This window comes from Lysinibacillus sp. FW12, from assembly GCF_050817245.1.
Taxonomy (GTDB): domain Bacteria; phylum Bacillota; class Bacilli; order Bacillales_A; family Planococcaceae; genus Lysinibacillus; species Lysinibacillus irui.
This window is the reverse complement of the sequence record NZ_CP139094.1, coordinates 1,076,289-1,093,932: the sequence shown is the minus strand read 5'-3', so window position 1 is coordinate 1,093,932 and position 17,644 is coordinate 1,076,289. Positions and strand designations below refer to the sequence as shown.

General features: G+C 36.7%; 24 protein-coding genes. 5 read left to right on the top strand and 19 right to left on the bottom strand.

The window, feature by feature from the left end; all coding sequences use genetic code 11:
- Positions 1–45: 45 nt before the first annotated feature.
- From SJW71_RS05565 to SJW71_RS05545, 5 genes are all read right to left on the bottom strand, one after another.
- The gene (locus tag SJW71_RS05565; RefSeq protein ID WP_322605518.1) at positions 46–789 is read right to left on the bottom strand and encodes a LytR/AlgR family response regulator transcription factor; all 744 of its coding nucleotides are present in this window, start codon (positions 787–789) and stop codon (positions 46–48) included.
- Positions 790–795: 6 nt separating this feature from the next.
- Positions 796–2,547, bottom strand: a complete 1,752-nt coding sequence (locus SJW71_RS05560) for a LytS/YhcK type 5TM receptor domain-containing protein (RefSeq protein ID WP_431812192.1) — start codon at positions 2,545–2,547, stop codon at positions 796–798.
- 24 nt (positions 2,548–2,571) lie between these two features.
- Complete coding sequence (locus SJW71_RS05555) at positions 2,572–3,069, bottom strand: NUDIX hydrolase (RefSeq protein WP_274794246.1); 498 nt, start codon at positions 3,067–3,069, stop codon at positions 2,572–2,574.
- 126 nt (positions 3,070–3,195) lie between these two features.
- The gene (locus SJW71_RS05550) at positions 3,196–3,690 is read right to left on the bottom strand and encodes a DUF4871 domain-containing protein (RefSeq protein WP_274794247.1); all 495 of its coding nucleotides are present in this window, start codon (positions 3,688–3,690) and stop codon (positions 3,196–3,198) included.
- An 11-nt stretch (positions 3,691–3,701) separates the two neighbouring features.
- Complete coding sequence (locus SJW71_RS05545; protein WP_322611037.1) at positions 3,702–4,109, bottom strand: NUDIX hydrolase; 408 nt, start codon at positions 4,107–4,109, stop codon at positions 3,702–3,704.
- 122 nt (positions 4,110–4,231) lie between these two features.
- Here SJW71_RS05545 and SJW71_RS05540 point away from each other — a divergent pair, with 122 nt between their 5' ends.
- Complete coding sequence (locus SJW71_RS05540; protein ID WP_312505848.1) at positions 4,232–4,753, top strand: GNAT family N-acetyltransferase; 522 nt, start codon at positions 4,232–4,234, stop codon at positions 4,751–4,753.
- A 198-nt stretch (positions 4,754–4,951) separates the two neighbouring features.
- Here SJW71_RS05540 and SJW71_RS05535 read toward each other — a convergent pair whose 3' ends face one another.
- Positions 4,952–5,326, bottom strand: coding sequence for a HesB/IscA family protein (locus tag SJW71_RS05535; RefSeq protein ID WP_322611039.1), 375 nt, complete (start codon positions 5,324–5,326; stop codon positions 4,952–4,954).
- Positions 5,327–5,512: 186 nt separating this feature from the next.
- Here SJW71_RS05535 and SJW71_RS05530 point away from each other — a divergent pair, with 186 nt between their 5' ends.
- The gene (locus SJW71_RS05530; protein ID WP_312505852.1) at positions 5,513–6,205 is read left to right on the top strand and encodes a DUF2225 domain-containing protein; all 693 of its coding nucleotides are present in this window, start codon (positions 5,513–5,515) and stop codon (positions 6,203–6,205) included.
- A gap of 48 nt (positions 6,206–6,253) precedes the next feature.
- Here SJW71_RS05530 and SJW71_RS05525 read toward each other — a convergent pair whose 3' ends face one another.
- On the bottom strand, positions 6,254–6,490 hold the full coding sequence (locus tag SJW71_RS05525) for a NifU family protein (RefSeq protein WP_004228295.1): 237 nt from the start codon (positions 6,488–6,490) through the stop codon (positions 6,254–6,256).
- A gap of 83 nt (positions 6,491–6,573) precedes the next feature.
- On the opposite strand from SJW71_RS05525, the gene SJW71_RS05520 reads away from it, so the two are divergent.
- A complete protein-coding gene (locus SJW71_RS05520) occupies positions 6,574–6,909 on the top strand; it encodes a YuzD family protein (RefSeq protein ID WP_274794252.1) in 336 nt (111 codons plus the stop codon).
- A gap of 53 nt (positions 6,910–6,962) precedes the next feature.
- Here the strand turns inward: SJW71_RS05520 and SJW71_RS05515 are convergent, their stop codons facing one another.
- A complete protein-coding gene (locus SJW71_RS05515; RefSeq protein ID WP_322611040.1) occupies positions 6,963–8,027 on the bottom strand; it encodes an NAD(P)/FAD-dependent oxidoreductase in 1,065 nt (354 codons plus the stop codon).
- A 270-nt stretch (positions 8,028–8,297) separates the two neighbouring features.
- Between SJW71_RS05515 and SJW71_RS05510 the strand changes: the two genes are divergently transcribed.
- Positions 8,298–8,534 carry a YuzB family protein gene (locus tag SJW71_RS05510; protein ID WP_036119739.1) on the top strand — a complete coding sequence of 79 codons (237 nt, stop codon included), beginning with the start codon at positions 8,298–8,300 and terminating at the stop codon, positions 8,532–8,534.
- A gap of 78 nt (positions 8,535–8,612) precedes the next feature.
- On the opposite strand, the gene SJW71_RS05505 is transcribed toward SJW71_RS05510, so the two are convergent.
- Positions 8,613–9,365, bottom strand: a complete 753-nt coding sequence (locus SJW71_RS05505; protein ID WP_274794254.1) for a TIGR01457 family HAD-type hydrolase — start codon at positions 9,363–9,365, stop codon at positions 8,613–8,615.
- Positions 9,362–9,814 carry a DUF86 domain-containing protein gene (locus tag SJW71_RS05500; protein WP_312505856.1) on the bottom strand — a complete coding sequence of 151 codons (453 nt, stop codon included), beginning with the start codon at positions 9,812–9,814 and terminating at the stop codon, positions 9,362–9,364. The genes SJW71_RS05505 and SJW71_RS05500 overlap by 4 nt, the downstream gene beginning before the upstream one ends.
- A gap of 88 nt (positions 9,815–9,902) precedes the next feature.
- Between SJW71_RS05500 and SJW71_RS05495 the strand changes: the two genes are divergently transcribed.
- Positions 9,903–10,169 (top strand): DUF3055 domain-containing protein, encoded by a 267-nt coding sequence (locus tag SJW71_RS05495; RefSeq protein ID WP_274794256.1) that lies wholly within the window; start codon positions 9,903–9,905, stop codon positions 10,167–10,169.
- Between the two features lie 134 nt (positions 10,170–10,303).
- On the opposite strand, the gene SJW71_RS05490 is transcribed toward SJW71_RS05495, so the two are convergent.
- From SJW71_RS05490 to SJW71_RS05450, 9 genes are all read right to left on the bottom strand, one after another.
- Entirely contained in the window at positions 10,304–10,483 is a 180-nt protein-coding gene (locus SJW71_RS05490) for a hypothetical protein (protein WP_274794257.1), read from the bottom strand.
- A gap of 65 nt (positions 10,484–10,548) precedes the next feature.
- Positions 10,549–11,121, bottom strand: a complete 573-nt coding sequence (locus tag SJW71_RS05485; protein WP_341386949.1) for a D-glycero-alpha-D-manno-heptose-1,7-bisphosphate 7-phosphatase — start codon at positions 11,119–11,121, stop codon at positions 10,549–10,551.
- A gap of 63 nt (positions 11,122–11,184) precedes the next feature.
- The gene (locus SJW71_RS05480; RefSeq protein ID WP_274794259.1) at positions 11,185–11,532 is read right to left on the bottom strand and encodes a YutD family protein; all 348 of its coding nucleotides are present in this window, start codon (positions 11,530–11,532) and stop codon (positions 11,185–11,187) included.
- Between the two features lie 33 nt (positions 11,533–11,565).
- Positions 11,566–12,483: a lipoyl synthase gene (gene lipA / locus SJW71_RS05475; protein ID WP_274794260.1), complete on the bottom strand. Its 918-nt coding sequence runs from the start codon at positions 12,481–12,483 to the stop codon at positions 11,566–11,568.
- Between the two features lie 107 nt (positions 12,484–12,590).
- Positions 12,591–13,388 carry a sporulation protein YunB gene (yunB, locus tag SJW71_RS05470; RefSeq protein WP_322605514.1) on the bottom strand — a complete coding sequence of 266 codons (798 nt, stop codon included), beginning with the start codon at positions 13,386–13,388 and terminating at the stop codon, positions 12,591–12,593.
- A 23-nt stretch (positions 13,389–13,411) separates the two neighbouring features.
- Positions 13,412–14,521, bottom strand: a complete 1,110-nt coding sequence (locus SJW71_RS05465; protein ID WP_274794262.1) for an HD-GYP domain-containing protein — start codon at positions 14,519–14,521, stop codon at positions 13,412–13,414.
- 33 nt (positions 14,522–14,554) lie between these two features.
- On the bottom strand, positions 14,555–15,922 hold the full coding sequence (locus SJW71_RS05460) for a bifunctional metallophosphatase/5'-nucleotidase (protein ID WP_431811845.1): 1,368 nt from the start codon (positions 15,920–15,922) through the stop codon (positions 14,555–14,557).
- A 31-nt stretch (positions 15,923–15,953) separates the two neighbouring features.
- Positions 15,954–16,778, bottom strand: coding sequence for a sulfite exporter TauE/SafE family protein (locus SJW71_RS05455; RefSeq protein WP_341386743.1), 825 nt, complete (start codon positions 16,776–16,778; stop codon positions 15,954–15,956).
- Positions 16,778–17,635: a DUF72 domain-containing protein gene (locus SJW71_RS05450; protein ID WP_431811844.1), complete on the bottom strand. Its 858-nt coding sequence runs from the start codon at positions 17,633–17,635 to the stop codon at positions 16,778–16,780. The genes SJW71_RS05455 and SJW71_RS05450 overlap by 1 nt, the downstream gene beginning before the upstream one ends.
- Positions 17,636–17,644: the final 9 nt, after the last annotated feature.

The window sequence follows — 17,644 nt, the reverse complement described above, 5'->3', positions numbered from 1 at the left end:
TCAGAAATCAATGTTGAAAGGTAGTATTCTATTGTTGAAATGCAACTATTTTGAGAGGTCGAAAATTTTTCGAACATCCTTCATATACAGCCTACTTACAGGAATTGAATGTCTGTTATGCAAGATTAAATTATATTTAGAATTGCTCCAAGGCTCCAGTTCCACAATATGCTCTAAATTGACTATAAACGCACGGTGGACACGCACAAAGCCTTTTAACGATAGCCTCTTTTCTAAGGCTGCTAATGACTCGGAAGCAAAAAATCTTCCTTGTTCTGTCACCACAACTGTTTTACTATCTTCAGATGTACAATATAAAATATCCTGTACTTTTATTAATAAAATTCGATCATTGATAAAAACTGTTAATTTATCAAGCTTATCCAACTGTGACCCCTTTATTTCTTCCAATGTTTTTACCTGAGCAGCTCGTTTTTTAGCTATTAACTTTTCTACAGCTATTTGTACCCGCTGTGCCTCAAAGGGTTTCAAAATATAATCAAATGCATTCACTTCAAATGCCTGTAATGCATAGTCATCATAGGCCGTAGCAAAAATAATTTCAGGTCTCTGTTCATTTAGCAAAAGCTGTCTGGCTAAATCAAGACCATTATTCATCCCTAATTCAATATCTAAAAATACACAATCTACCTCTTCAAGCTGTGATTCTTTGTAAAATTCCTCTAGATTTTCAGATTCACCACAAACATTGACTAAAGCTGTTTGCTCTAACAAATAACGTAGCTCAGCCCTTGCTAATGGTTCATCATCAACAATATATACATTCAATTTCGTCTACTCCCATCTAGTCGCCTTTAACGGCAGTTGAATCATAATTTTTGTTCCTACATCTAACGTACTTGTTATATGAAAATCAGCCTCAGAACCGTAAATTTCATGTATTCGCTGATAAATATTCCATAACGCCGTGCCTGTCCCATGTTCCGATTCCATAATACGTTTGCCCAGTTGTTTCACCTGTTCCTTCCTCATGCCACAGCCATTATCCTCGGTCAATAGCAATAGTTTGTCGTTCACGCGTTGTACTTTGACATAAATTTTGCCTTCCTTACGATTTTTAAAGGCATGGTAAATAGCATTTTCGACGAGTGGCTGTAAGGTAAATGGAGGGATTTGTACATCAAAGAGTGTTTCATCCATTATAAATTCAACTTCATAGCGATTTGGAAACCTTGTTTGCTCAATGGATAAATAAGCTTCAACATGATCAATTTCATTCTTCAATGGAATGAGCATTTGTCGTGCGCCCTGCAGATTGCTTCTAAAAAATGTACTAAGCTTGATTAATAAAGCTCGCGCCTCATCCGCATCTGTTCGAATTAAGCTTGATATAGTATTAAGGCTATTAAAGAAGAAATGGGGATGGACTTGTGCTTGTAACGCTTTAATTTCAGCATCCTTTAATAATTTCCGTTGTTGTTCACTTTCAGCATATTCAAGCTGTGAGGAGAATAGTCTACTTAAACCCTCCGCCAATTCCTTCTTTACCCCTGTCAAAGAATCTGCTTTAGTGAAATAAAGCTTCAAGCTTCCTACTGTTCGATGCTGCACCTTCAATGGTAGGACAATGGCAGCTCTTAATGGACACCCTTCATGTGGACATTGAATTTCCTGTTCAGATGTAGCCATTAAAATTTTGCCTTCCTCTAATACCCGTTTCGTCAAAGCCGTCATTATTTCACGATGTATTAAATGATGATCCTCACCAACTCCAACATGTGCTAACACGCCATTTTTGTCAGTAATAGCGACCGCATCTACTTTTATTTCTCTTTTAATAATTTCAGCAACCGTTTGGCACGATTCTTCATTTAAGCCTTTTCGAAAATGCTCAATGGTTTGTTGGGCAATAGAAAAAGCCTGATGTGTTTGTAATGCCTTCGTCCGCTCCTCTTCATCAATAAACGTTTTAATAATCATAAAAAACAAAAATATCCCAAAGGCATTCATTAAAATCATAGGCATCGCAATTAATGATACTAACTGCAAGGCCTGTTCAAATGGCTTCGCGACTACTAAAATCACCATCATCTGTATCGTTTCCGCGCAGATTCCAATGATGACAGCTTTCTTATAGGAGAAAGTTTGCCGTATTTTGAAACGTTTACTTAAACCACCTGTAATAAAACCAGCTAGAATCGTCGAAACACCACATGCTATTGCTGTAAAGCCCCCTAGTGTAATACGATGAATACCTGCAATAATACCTACACAAACACCAACAAGAGGTCCACCAAAAATACCCGCAATGGCGACACCGATTAATCTCGTATTGGCAATGGCCTCCTCTGCATTGATCGTACTATGTATCATCTGATTTAAAGGATGGATGGTACCACTTTCAATTTTAATCCCTGTATAACTACTGATAATACATAGGCTACTAAAGATGATAATAAGCCATATTTTTTCCTTCGTTCCTTGCTCCTGAAACAACTTCTCTCGAAACAGTCGCCACCTTGACATTAAAAAGGCAAACACAATGATCAGCCCGACTCGCTCTAACATAAATAAAAATAGCTCCATCATAGGTTCCCTCCTGAAGCCCTATCATTTTTTAAAGAACAATCGATAGGAAGTATAACCAAAAATATCCCCAGGATTAATTCCCTCGATCGCTTCTAATTGATGTTTTTCAAATTGATTGGATGCCATTTCCTTTAACATCACAGAGGTCGTTTCATCTTGTGCTAGTTCCTGTGGATACAACCATTTCGCTTCTAATATTTCTTTTTCCTGAATGGTAACCTGCTGTCGCGCATCTAGCATATGACAATAGAATATGGCCATATTATCACTAATATCATCACGGATAACACCTGTTCTAAATCCAATTAAGCCCGATACTTTACAATCGATTCCAGTTTCTTCTTTGATTTCACGAATGACCGCCTCATCTACTGTTTCACCCGCATTCACAAATCCCGCTGGCAAGGACCAACGCCCCTTCAGTCCACTATACGCCTTTTTAACAACTAACCATTGCCCATGCTCGTTAACTGTAACACCGGATACACCTAACCATATTTTCCCTCGATCTTTTCTCATAACCTTCACCTCTATCTCCCTATTATACCTGCTTGCTTTCAATGGAATGAAGCATTTATTCTGAATTTTACGGCTAATCCACATTAAAAAGGCCTCTTCCATTGAACATCAATGAAAGAAGCTTTTTTATTGTACATCGACTGCTATTTCATCAAAGAGAGACTCGCCGATGTAAACATGTAACTCCCATACCCCAGCTGACGGGAAATCCATTAAAGTAGGAAAATGTGTATCAGCACCATTGTTCGGACTTAACCCAATTTGATTAGAATAAGCCCAAACCTTCCCATTAGAATCTTTTAATATTTTATGTTCTTTTCCCTCTTCATCAATCCCTATAATCTTTAATGGGCCCTCTAGTTCTTCCTTCTTTCCCCAAAAGTGCCACATATACTTATTAGCTTTTCCATGTACAATCGGTTGAACCTCAGACTCTCCTTTCTTTCCTGAACCAATTAAAAAACCAAGCCTTCCTTCTTTTCCAATTAACACATATTCACCTTCAGTCCCATCGTCAAAAGTCACAGGTAGTTTAAAAGTTGGACTGACAGTCATACGCTCATCATCAGAGCATCCCATTAATAGAACAGTGAACAACAATCCCGCAAAAAGCCGCTTCATGCCTAACCTCCTTATTCAAAGTAAATTGGGTCTCTATTATTATTTAAACAAGTTATGAGTTCTCTTTTGAAATTTTCATTTTCAATAAGTATGAATGCTGTCTCCAAATCGAAAAAACCAACCTCTAAACTTTCATTACTTGTTTGACATGTACCACTAATCGGCATTCCGATCCACCACATATTACAGACATTACTCTTTACTTCCTGTGAAACGCCGCAAAATTTTATAATTTCAATATCTATTCCCGTTTCCTCTTTTACTTCTCTAATAACCGCTTCTTTAAACGTTTCATTCTTTTCTACACAACCACCCGGTAACTCCCACCCCCTAATCGGATCTTTCTTTAAAAGGATTTTATTCTGATGATCTACTACTACTGCACCTGAAGTAATTTTAAACAGTTGTATGATTCTCATCTCCTCTATTATTTAGCAAAAACATTCCCTCTATAATAAATTACCATATTCCTACCATTATATATGATACCTTGTTACAATTCACAATAGGTATTTTTACTTGCTATAGGAAGGAGATTATAATGATCATTAAAATGAATCATCTAAATATGAAAGACTTTAATAAATCCAACGAGGGTTTCATGGTCTCTGGTAGAATTATACCGACCTTAGAGAATAATGTTTGGAGCTATACAGAAGAAATATTTACTCAACCATACGTTAAGAAGTACGAAGATGATGAAATAGACATCAGTTATATTGAAGATGATATGAAAGCTGTATTTTTTTATTACGTGGACAACAACTGTGTTGGACAAATAAAGCTCTGTTCGAACTGGAATGGGTATGGACTTATTGAAGATATTGCTGTTAAGAGTGCTTATAGAAAAAATGGTGTTGGAACGGCATTAATCAATCAAGCAATGAAATGGGCTAAGGAAAACAATTTATGTGGACTGATGCTTGAAACACAAGATATTAATGTATCCGCTTGTTATTTTTATGCTAAAAATAATTTTGTTATTGGTGCCGTTGATACAATGCTTTATTCAAACTTTCCATCAGCCAATGAACTAGCAATTTTTTGGTATTATAAATTTTAGATATATTGTTGTTTTGAACAAAAGGACTTGTGTTTAACTAAACAAGGAGGGGCAGTTCATAGTAAAAAACGCTCCCCTCCGTTATTTCAATACGGAAGAAAGCGCAGGTTAGCATTCATATTCAAATATTCGTTAAACCAACGATCAACTCGTTGGTATCGTTACGTAAGCATGACATCCTATTGTCTGTTCAATGAATTACTCACAAACCTCAGGTGTACCTTCACGCTTTGCTGTTCTGAAAGACGTACCACAGCCACATGATGCAATGGCATTTGGATTATCGATTGTGAAGCCACCGCCCATTAGCGATTGTTTATAGTCAATTTTTGTTCCCATCAAAATCGGCGCATCTTCACGGGAAACAAGAATTGTTAAACCATGCTGTACATCTTCAAAATCATCTTCTTTTTTCTCTTGATCAAAATGCATGCCATAGGATAGCCCGCTACAGCCACCACCATTTACTACTACGCGTAAAAAAGAACCTTGCTCTTCATTATGCTCCATCATTTCATTAATATGAAAGCCAGCAGCTTGTGTAATTTCAATAACTTGCTTTGTACTTGTCATCCCAATCACCTTCCTTCTTACGTATTATCATATCAATTTTGACCATTGTATGACAAACATTCAGCTTCAAGTCGATTTTTAGTCATAATTCTAATATTCTTCACTTTATTAGTTCATTTTATTCATGTTTATAAAAACACCATTGGTATAATAGTTACAATGACTTCTATGCAGGGGGTAATATATATGGAGATTTCACCATATTATGAAAAACAAATTCAGTGTTTGAATTGTAAGAAAGAATTTCCAACGTTAAAAGTTCGCTCTAAGTTTATCAAGGTAGATCATACAGAAACAGATTTCCAGCCAATTTATTCAGATGATGTGAATGCGCTTTATTACAATGTCTTTGTTTGTGAGCATTGCGGCTTTTCCTTTACAGAAGACTTCACAAAATATTTTGCACCAGGTATCCAGGATGTCATACGCACACAAATTACGGAAAAATGGGTGCACCATGATTTCAAAGGTGAACGTACTGTATTTCAGGCGATTCAAGCTTATAAACTTGCCTTTCTCTGTGGCACAATTAAAAAGGAAAAAAATGTAGCAATTGCTGGATTAGCTTTACGACTTGCATGGCTTTATCGTTCTTTGAACAATAGTGGACAAGAGGAACGCTTTATGAAGTTAGCACGTGATCATTATATGGAATCTTACTCAACTGAAGATTATAGCTCCACACAAATGTCAGCTGTTCGTATTATGTATATGATTGCTGAACTATCTAGACGAATAGGGGATATTGAAAATGCCACACGCTTCCTTTCAAGAGTTATTGAAAAGCAAAGCTCAGGTGGCGAAGCAAAAATTATCGATATGGCGAAAGAACAATGGGCTATTATACGTAAGGAAAAAGAACATGCACGTCATGTGTAATAATTAAAAAAGTTCTAGCTGGCGATCAGCTAGAACTTTTATGATGACTTAGAATACTTGCTCTACTTCCACAATACCTGGTACTTCTTCTAATAAAGCACGTTCAATACCAGCTTTTAGCGTAATCGTAGAACTTGGGCAACTACCACAAGCACCTAATAAACGTAGTTTAACAACGCCATCCTCTACATCTACTAATTCACAGTCTCCACCGTCACGTAGTAAGAAGGGACGTAATTTATCTAATACCTCTTGAACTTGGTCATTAATTGTTGCTTCTGCCATTTATCTCGACTCCTTTCCTTATAATGATTATAATGTTAGCAACAGAAAAAATCCAATAATGAATCACAAGGAGAGTAAATACTATGCAACCCACGAAACCTATGATTGAAATTTATGGAACAGCTGTCATCTGTGCTAGCTGTGTCAATGCCCCATCTTCAAAGGATACATATGAGTGGCTACAAGCAGCCATCAATCGCAAATATCCAGATCAAGCATACGATATTCGCTATATCGATATTGAAGGTCCAATTGAGAATGACCGCGACCAAGAATATGCGACACGTATTCAAGAAGATGAGTTCTTCTACCCTCTTGTCCTTATTAATAATGAGGTTGTTGGAGAAGGCTATGTCCAGTTAAAGCCTGTATTTACAGCACTTGAAAACTTAGGCTTTGTTCCAGACGAAACGGTATAGCAAAGGCAAAGGGATTGTTTCAAAATGATTTTGAAACAATCCCTTTCAACTAATTAATCATTTTGACGTTTGTAATACCATAGTAATCCTGATTTCATCAAGCGAGCGATACGACCTGTTACTGTTGTATCAGCTAAATACACAAAGCCTTGTTTTTTACCAAGAGCTCCCATAAAGCCTTTTAATTTAATATCCGGCATTTTCTCTGGTAATTGCTCACCTTTCCAACGCATACGAAGTACTTTCACGATTTGCTCCGCTTGTTCCTCAGCCAATTGGGCTGTTGGTGGCAAATCTGATGCAGCACAATCCCCTACAACATAGACATGCTCATCATCAAGTACATTAAAGTATTGCGTTACAAGAGGTCGATCATGTTTATCCTTCTCAACATCTAGGTCACGAACGATTTTGACAGGTTGAACCCCAGCAGTCCATACGACAGCATCAAGTAAAATTTCATCATCATGATTGAAAATTTTACCTTCCTCCACTTTTGTAATATTAGAATTGGCAACGACATCTACATTATGTTTTACAAACCAATCCTTGACGTATTTACTTAGTTTTTCTGGAAAATCCTTTAGAATACGTTGACCACGGTCAAATAATTTTATTTTTAAATCTGAACGACTTTCACGTAGCTCACTTGCAAGCTCAATTCCACTTAAGCCTGCCCCTACAATTCCCACTGTAGATCCAGCCGGTAAACCACAAAGTGCTTGGAATGTAGCACGAGATTGTCCCATTGTTTGGATGCTGTATGTGTTCTCTGCAGCACCTGGTACACCATGATATTTATCTTCACAACCTAGACCAATGACTAAATCATCATATTCAATACGTTGTCCGTCTTCTAAAATGACTACTTTTTCCGCACGATTAATTTCAACGACTTCACCATATATAGCTGTTAAACGTTCATGTTCTGGGAAGCTTACACGAATTTCTTTATCTGTTGCAGTCCCTGCTGCTAATGCATAAAACTCAGTTTTTAAACTATGGAATGGGGCTCTATCTACTATAACTACCTCTCTGTCTAATGGCAGGTTATTTAATAGACGAAGCATGACACGCATATTGCCGTAGCCGCCACCTAAAAGTACTAATTTTCCCATAATAGTCTCCTTTTATGTCTCTTTTAATAATTGTTCACAAAGTATCCACAAACGAGTATAACTGATTGTGAGAAGTTTCACAATATCAGAATGAAATTTTGTGAAAGATTTCACAAAACAAACGAGAACTTGTTGATTTCGCACGTTTTTATACGTAATTACTAACGATTTTCCCTTTATCTGTTATAAAAAAACGTTCCTTTACCTTAAACTTAAATAATTGACGAAAATCGTAAAACCGAGTAGCATTACTTTGGTGAGGTGACATGGATGAATCCAATGGTTGAATTTTGTATTAGTAATTTAGCAAATGGCTCTCAAGCAACTTATGAAGTACTCGAACGCGACCCGAACATCGACGTTTTAGAATATGGCTGCCTCAGTTATTGTACAAAGTGCTCAGAATCTTTTTATGCCATTGTAAACGGTGAATTAGTCGAAGCTGATTCTCCCGATGCATTAACAAAAGCCATTTATCAGTTTATTGAAGAAAATCCATTATGGTAGTTTTTCTTAAATACCTATATGAATAAATTTGAACAAATAAAAAGGATGTTATGCTAAAAAAGCATAAACATCCTTTTATTACTTTAATACATCCATTACATATGTAGGTCGACTTTCTTTCTCTAGAACAACCTTGGTAGGCGTAACGCCAGTATTTACGTGGATGGTGTCACAGCCAAAATTAATGCCACACATAATATCCGTATCATAATTATCACCGATCATTACCATATCTTCTTTAGTAAAGCGATGCTCTATAGCGATCATTTCTAGCATGGCTGGTGATGGCTTACCTATGTAGATTGGTTCAACATCAGCAACCTCACCTACTAAGCGAGCAAAGGAACCATTACCGGGTAAGAAACCATATTCGGTTGGGAATTTAATATCTTGATTAGTAGCAACAAAAACGGCTCCCTTTTGGACAAAAATCGTAGCTCTAGCTAGCGCCATATAATCAAGCGTACGATCAATCCCCATAACAAATACATCCGGCTCATCCTCAACAGGCACAATATTTTCATTAAGTAATGCCTGTCGAATACCATCTGTACCCATCATGGCTACTTTTTTACCTGGAAAATTAAGTGCCACATACTTTGCTGTTACCAATGCACTTGAATAAATATGCTCTAATGGTGCCTTTATACCAATAGACAATAAAGCTTCTTGCAGTTGTTCTCGCGTCTTCGAAGAGTTATTTGTTACATAGAATGGCTCGATTCCTGCTTGCTGTAAACGATGAATAAAAGCAACCGCAGAAGGAATTCCTTCCTTCCCACGGTAGACAGTGCCATCTAAATCAAAACAATAGGCTTTATATTGTTTCATTGATGATCCTCTGGCAAAAATGCAGAAACTGGCCCTAATTCATTTGTTAAATAATTATGGACCGCTGGCGAGAATTGCTTAAGAGCTGATAAATTGTCTGTTAATACATTGATAACCTCTTGGATATCTACATCTATAAACTCGCGTACAAGCATTTTACGCAAGCCCACAACGGCTTTATATGGTGCTTCCATTTCAGCAGCTACAACTTTTTCATCGACTAAAATATCAATAATATCCTCGTAGCTTCCTGGATCGCGCATAATGAAACCGTCAATCATTAAATTTCCTACATCCATCATTGACTCCATAATGTTGTGTCCAATTCGCTCGATAGCTAATTTCTTTATATCATTTTGAAGCCAGTTATCCTCTGACTCCAAAATTGCTAATAGCCCATCTAAGTACTGTAAATTTTTTGTGATTTTATTACGATCTACAAAATACACAAGGAAAGCCCCCATTCAAATCATTAAAAGTTGATAGTCTTTTCTCTTCTATAGTACCATAACTATAGGATTGGAAGGAGATTAAAAGATGGAACGTTTTTTTTTATATGATGATGTCGAAGATACAAAAACACGCTTTGTTAGTTTTGCTGGGAAAAAGTTACGTTATGATTTAGCTATTTTACAATCAGGCCGCTTCTTTGGGAAAGTACTTGTCATGGATATCCAATTTGGTCGCTTTGCTATTATCGGCCCTGATGATGTAGAAGAACCAGGTTATTTAGAACATGTGTATAATCGCACAGAGGAAGAAACAGTCGAATTACGAGAATATTTACGTGAATTATTGAACTAACACCTTTTATAAACTGCCCCGTAAACGTTAGAAACAACTTTTAACGACTACGGGGTGTTTATATATGGCATAAAAAAATTTCGCAGCTCTAAGCTATTGCGAAATCTTTTTACTTATAGTCTTTTTACTTATAGCTATTTATTTAAAGTGGATGGATTATCTTTATTATGTGGCTTGTCTTTATTTTCATTATCATTTTGTTTTTTCGCTTGCTCATTTTGACCAATGACAGCTAAATCATCTACACTTAAATCAAAGCCAAACCCATATTCCTCTCGATCTAATGGCTTTTTATTACGTTTTTCCTTTGCCAATATGATCACCTCCAGTCATAAATTATCCTTTTTTTTATGATTTATACTTCTTTTTCATCATAATATTAAGCCGTTGCATCCTTAATAATCCATTGCGCAGCGCTAATTAAATCTGGAAAGACAGCATCAGCTAATGGGTCTTGTTCCCCTAGGAATACACCCTTTGTTCCCGCTCGTTTTCCTGCCATAATATCCGTATCGGTATCTCCTACCATATAGGATTTTGATAAATCAATATTATATTTCTTCCCTAGATCCACAATTAATTTACTATTGGGCTTTCGGCAAGCACAGCCAGACTTTGGCTTATGCGGACAATAAACGACTTCGTGGATGGTTGCTCCCTTTTTCTTTAACTCCTTCACCATATGCTCATGTATTTTTTGCAAGCCACTTTCCTTCATAAAACCTAAACCTACGCCACCTTGATTTGTCACGACAAAAACATAATCAAAATGCTTATTTAGCTTTTTTATCGCTTCAGGTACATGTGGCAAAAAATACAGATCCTTCGGCTTATTCACGAATTTTACACGATTCGTTAGTACTTCATTGATGACACCATCACGATCTAAAAATACGGCTCTTTTCATTTCAACACACCTTTGATAGCTGTTTTGAGCTTTAGTTTTCCCCAATTTTTCTAAAGATAACAAGAACAAAGAAAAAACCTGATGCCTAGCACATCAGGTTTTAGTAATTTATTCTGCTAATGATTCGTGATCTGTTGGCTTTGATAGCTCATTCGCATCCAATACTTCTGGTTTTTTCGTGACTTTACCAGTTTTCCGTAGGACAAAATAAGCACAGCCAAAATTACAATACTCATATAGGTAATCTTGCAACGTACTTATTTTCGTATCAAACGTTGATTTTTGATTTTTATCATCAAAAAAGCCCTTTAAACGTAATTGGTTATAGCCCCAATCGCCTACAATATAATCATATCTAGCTAAGATATCTGAGTACCTTTCCTGGAAAACATCCTCCTGAAAGGCTTCTCGATAGTCTTCTATTAGTTCATATTCTAATCCTTCAACTATGATCAAAGTGACACCACCCTTTTTGTTCAGCCTTGACGTTTAGAATTCTGCTTGTAATTGACGTTCTTTTGTTGCAGCATTTACTTGTTCGTCAGCATGGTAACTACTACGTACAAGTGGGCCAGCTTCACAATGTTTAAAGCCTTTTTCCATAGCGATCTTACGCAGTTTACCAAATTCTATTGGTGAATAATACTTTTTAACTGGAAGATGCTTTTTCGTTGGCTGTAAATATTGTCCAATCGTCATAATATCTACATTATTCGCACGTAAATCATCCATTACTTCTAAAATTTCTTCGTGTGTTTCACCTAATCCAATCATTAAAGATGATTTTGTTGGAATATCTGGCTGCATCTCTTTTGCCAAACGAAGGAACTCTAAAGAGCGTTCGTATTTTGCACGAGCACGTACTCTTGGTGTTAAGCGACGTACTGTTTCAATATTATGATTTAAAATATCTGGTTTCGCATCCATAAGCATTTGAAGGTTTTCCTTCACTCCACCTAAATCTGATGGTAATACCTCTACAGATGTGAATGGACTTTTACGGCGAATAGCACGAACTGTTTCTGCTAAAACCTGTGCACCGCCATCCTTTAAATCGTCACGCGCTACCATTGTAATAACCACGTGTTTTAGGTTCATAATAGCTACTGAATCTGCAACGCGCTCTGGTTCTGCTAAATCTAATTCATTAGGTAAGCCTGTTTTAACGGCACAGAAACGGCATGCACGTGTACATACAGATCCAAGAATCATCATAGTAGCAGTTCGTCTTTCTCCCCAACATTCATGGATATTTGGACAGCGAGCCTCTTCACAAACTGTATGCAGATTTTTTTCACGCATTAGCTTTTTAAGCCCTTTATATTCATCATTCGTGTTTAGTTTTATTTTTAGCCACTCTGGTTTTCTTAAATGTTCTTCTTTACTTGTAGGTTTACAAGATGTCATACGAATATCGCCCCTATCAAAAATATGCATTTTTTAATATTAACTATCTTCACTGTTGTCAATGTAACATATTAAATGAACTCCAACAACTATCACAACAAACATTTCTATTTAAATGGGACAGGTATTTCAATGGAAGGTTGAGGTGCATCACTGCTATTTGTATAAATGTTTGGAACAGGCCCTCTTGTTAAGCCCATTGCTACAGGGATATCCTGTGCAACGGTTGAAGATTTACTTGCAAATGGGACAATAATCTGGACATTTACTTCTAAATGAATGCCTACCTCCACATAGGCACTGTTAATCCCAAATTCTTGAATGGAGGATGTCACATTGCTATGAACGTTCCCAATTACGTGGAAGCGAATCGGGATTTTTGGTCCTAGATTTCCGAGCAAAGGGATATTAGCCGCCTGACCAAGTGGCACAAAGAAAACTATACCATCACCTTCTTGAATTCTGTTTATATCGTATTCAACATTCTCTAATTCAGGTAAATGGGATAATTCCCCTTGTTCAGCTTGCTCTAAATACATTTTGACAAGCTCTAATGTCTCCGCTCGAACACGATTAATAATTTCCGTATTAAATTTTGTCGTCATCATTTCAGACGTACCTGGAGGAATATCTTCAATGATATCATTTACATCTAATACATTGGAGGTACGCGAATTAATTGCTTTACTCACAACATATGATGCAATTTTATTGGTCTGTACTTCAGCGTATTGCAAATAGGTGGGCATGAGCCTTTCATTTAAAAAATAAATAAATAATATAAGGCAAGCAACCATACTAATAATTAAAATTGTTAATCGATTAAGACGCATTCCCCTTCTACTATATGAGCGTAATTTCATTCTTTTTCGAGGGAAAAACAAAAAAATCTCCTCCTGTTCCATAACGTATGAACAGGAGGAGCAATTTATTCTACTTTTGTAGGAACCACATAATCTGTCTCAACATTTTCGATTGTCACTCCAGGATAGTCCACTAAATTAATTTCATATGTAGCTGCGAGCAATTGATTTTGCTCCTCAAAAATACGAATCCACGGCAATGCTGCATCTAATGGATTTTGTCTAGAGACAATACCACGTCGTCCATCAGATAACTTTAAAATAACGCCATTAGGATAATGGACAACAGCTCGTTTTAAAGCTTTTACAATTCGTGCATCAAACAGAGTACCAGAGCCCGCTTCAACGATAGCTAGTCCTTGTGAGGGCAACATCTTTTCACGATAAACACGATTTGTAGTAACAGCATCAAATACATCAGCAACGCCAATAATCTTGGCAAATGGATGAATTTCAAAGTCTACAAGGCCTCTTGGATAGCCACTTCCATCAATGCGTTCATGATGTTGAAATGCACAGTGTGCCACAAGCAATGAGATGGAATGTAAATTGCGCAATAAATCAAAGCCATAACGAGCATGCATTTTCATTGCTTCAAACTCCTCATTTGAGAGGCGACCTGGCTTTGTTAAAATGTCTTTCGGTACCATTAGCTTACCAACATCGTGCAATAATGCACCAATCCCTATCAAGCGTAAATCCTCAGCTGAATAGCCAAGTTCTTTGGCAATCGCAATAGAATACAATGTCACTTGGAAGGAGTGTTGATAAAGATATTCATCAAATAAATAAGCATCTGTTAGTATCGTTAAAATTTCATCATTGCCTGTAACAGCCGAAAGTAGCTCATCTACAATGGAGACAATTGTTTTAGATTGCTGATCTAATATATAAGAGGCATTTACTTGATTTAAACCATCAATTGATTGGAATGAATCCTTAATAGTCGTAATGACTTTACTTCGCATAGCTGGTGGAACTGTCTCTTCTACTTCTATGCCATTAGAAATTTCATCGTCAATATATAAATAGTGTGTATTTAACTGTTGAAGTCTTTGAATAATACGGTCATTAATGACAACATCTTTCTTTAAAAGCGGATGACCTGCTTCATTCCAAATGGTTCTTCCTAATACCATTCCTTCTTTTAATACATCGATTGAAATTAATCGCATGACTTCTTCCCCAATCCATTCTTTAAGCTCTCTCTATTGCTTAAAGAATCTTTGACCATAATCTATCATAATGTTTCGTAAAAATTCAGGTAAAATATATTGTTTCTTTGCATATTTAAAACTTGGATAAAAATAACCAAATGTAAACAAATCTAATGTTACAAGTTTATAAATGTGATCTTGATCCGCCAACTTACCATTAATTAGTAATTGCCGATTTTCATTCATTGAAAAGCCATATGTTAGCATTTTGCCAAAAATAACGCCTCTAAAACCTAAGCCTTTTAATTCAATATAGGGCCACTCTTCATTTTTAGATTGCATATAAATTTCTTTCATTTCAGCAACGGATAATTCAATTATACATAAATTAATAGGATGCGGAAAAATACGATGCAAATCTAAGGCTGTTACCGTTCCTTTAGGCAGACCATCTAAAAATATCCCTGCATTGAATAATGCACAATCGGCACCGCTTTTTTCTAGAATAGCTTGGGCAAATAAATCAGATAGCTGTGAATAGTGGAACCATTCTTTGTTGTAGGATTTCGTCGTTGTAAAGACTGGAGTGTTTAGTATTCTATTCCCTTCATCCTCGAAAAACTGGACCCTTTCCTGTTCGTTTTGAACGATTGGCAAATCCTTATTATGAATTAAAGTATCCTTTTTTTCAACAATTTTCCTCATTTTTTTATCGTATTCAATGACAAGATGGCCTGTATATTGTCCAAATTTCCCTCCTCCTGTCAGTAATACACCATTAATGAGTTTGCCGGTTGGCAGGACATGATGTGTATGGGAGCCGAATATCACATCAATTTCTGGACATTCTTCGGCTAAAAGCTCATCCTCTGTAATACCTAAATGTGATAAGCACACAATAATGTCTACCTCTTTGCGGAGCTGATGAGCTAGTTGTAGTAGTGTACTGCGTGGCTCGTCCATTTGCCAATTTAATTCCTGATAATACACTTCAAACATAGCCGTGGCTGCTATTACACCCACCTTTGTACCTGCTTCGGTTGTTAACACAACATAGGGCTTCATCCACGCAGGATTTTTCCCCGTAGTTGAATAGACATTTGCGACCACGACATCAAAATTTGCATTATCATACAAATGAAAGAGCTCTTCGTGGGATAATGTAATACCTTCATTATTACCGATAGTCACCACATCGTACCCTGCATCATTTAGTAATTGTACATTACCTTTACCAACAGTTGCCTCTGTATAGATATTGGAGCGGTCTAAATGATCGCCAATATCAAATAAATAGCTTGTTTCCCCTATTTTTGCCAAACTGTTGCGCATCTCTTTCACAAAGCTTTGCATTCGTGGCCAATACTTAAAATGACTGTGCAAATCATTTGTGTGAAATATATGGATCTTTTCAAGCATTAAAGCCACCTCATTTCTTTAGCTACCATACTTAAGCCAATATGCCTTCAATGATGGATCGAATTCCTAATAATAATAAAATAATCCTTAGTGCAAGAACAAGCGTATCTGATTTAATTTTTTTATTTAATGCTGCGCCCAATTTTGCGCCAATATATGCTCCTGGAATAACAGGAATGGTATAAAGCCATGGAACATGTCCCAAAGCAATATGACTCGCAGAATTAACAATGGACGTTAAAAATACCATAAACATGGATGTCGCCACTGCAACATGTGGTGGAAATAAAAACAAAATAATCATGGCTGGTACAATCATCGAGCCTCCACCAATGCCAAACAACCCTGAGGCAAAGCCAATACCAAATGTTAATGTAATCGCAAACCAAATAGGATACCCATAGACAAAGGTTTGTCCTTCAGAGTCTGTAAATTCTTGTTGCATCCCGTTTTTTACAAACCACTTCACTGGCTTGAGCTTGTCACGGACAAGCAATATAATTGATAAAATAATCAATAGAATACCGAAATACAAATTAAAGGATGGTAATTCCAATCCTTTATTCACCCAAGCACCTAGAATGGTACCTGGAATGCTTCCAATAAAGAATATAAACCCGCTTTTATAGTCTACTGTTTTGGATTTCATATAGCTTAGCGTGGAGGCAAGTCCTGTGAAAATCATCATAACTACAGATAAACCGACTACTTTTTGTGGTGTAATATCTGGAATCATGCCAAGATTTAAACCAATGTATAACGTTGCTGGCACGAGCACAACGCCACCACCTAGCCCAACTAACGAGCCAATTAGACCAGCAAATAAAGCAATGACTACTAATAAAATAAACTCCATTATAGTTCCCCTTCAAATATGTTTAATTGTTTAGGTGCTAACCCGACATCTTTAATATTTAAAATGCTTTGTAGCTCCTTTGCGTTTTTCGCTGCATGATTACCTGAATTATTATTAAATAATACGAAGAGTTCATGGACCTCTGATTCGAGCTTTAGCATACTTTGTCCAAGCTGTTGCAATTCTTCTTTATTATAATCATATAAAAAGCGAACTTTACGCCAATTTTCTGCGTTTCCTGTGTTTCGCCATCCATGGATATTACGACCATGGATACGAATAAGTGCCTTATTGGCAGTTACTTCAGGGTAGAAGGGGACGGAACCTACACCAGCCTGTGGTTCATCACAAATCGTATGAATAAATTGATGTTCACGTAAAAAATTCATTGTCTGCTGAACAACATGATCTGCATACCATGTTTGATTGCGAAACTCTATCGCTACTTCAAAATCCTTAAGTTGCTGCCGAATATATAATAAATATTGAACATTTTTTGCCTGACAATCAAACCATGGTGGAAACTGAGCTAAAACCATTCCTAACTTTCCATAACGTTTAAATTCATGGGCACATTCGATAAAAGCGTTGAACATGTCATTTTTCGATTCAAAAGGAATATCTCCCCGCAAATGTCCGGTCATGCCTTGATAGGCCTTTACGACAAAGCGGAAATTTTCTGGTGTATCCTCACACCATTTACGAACATGCTCTTTAGATGGTATAGCATAAAAAGAAGTATCGACTTCAACTGTTAAAAAATGACCTGTATAATCGAATAATTTATCCTTTGAGGGAGTCACTCCACTATAAAGTGAAGGGTGATCACCCCATCCAGTTAAACCAACTACAATCATGTGACATCC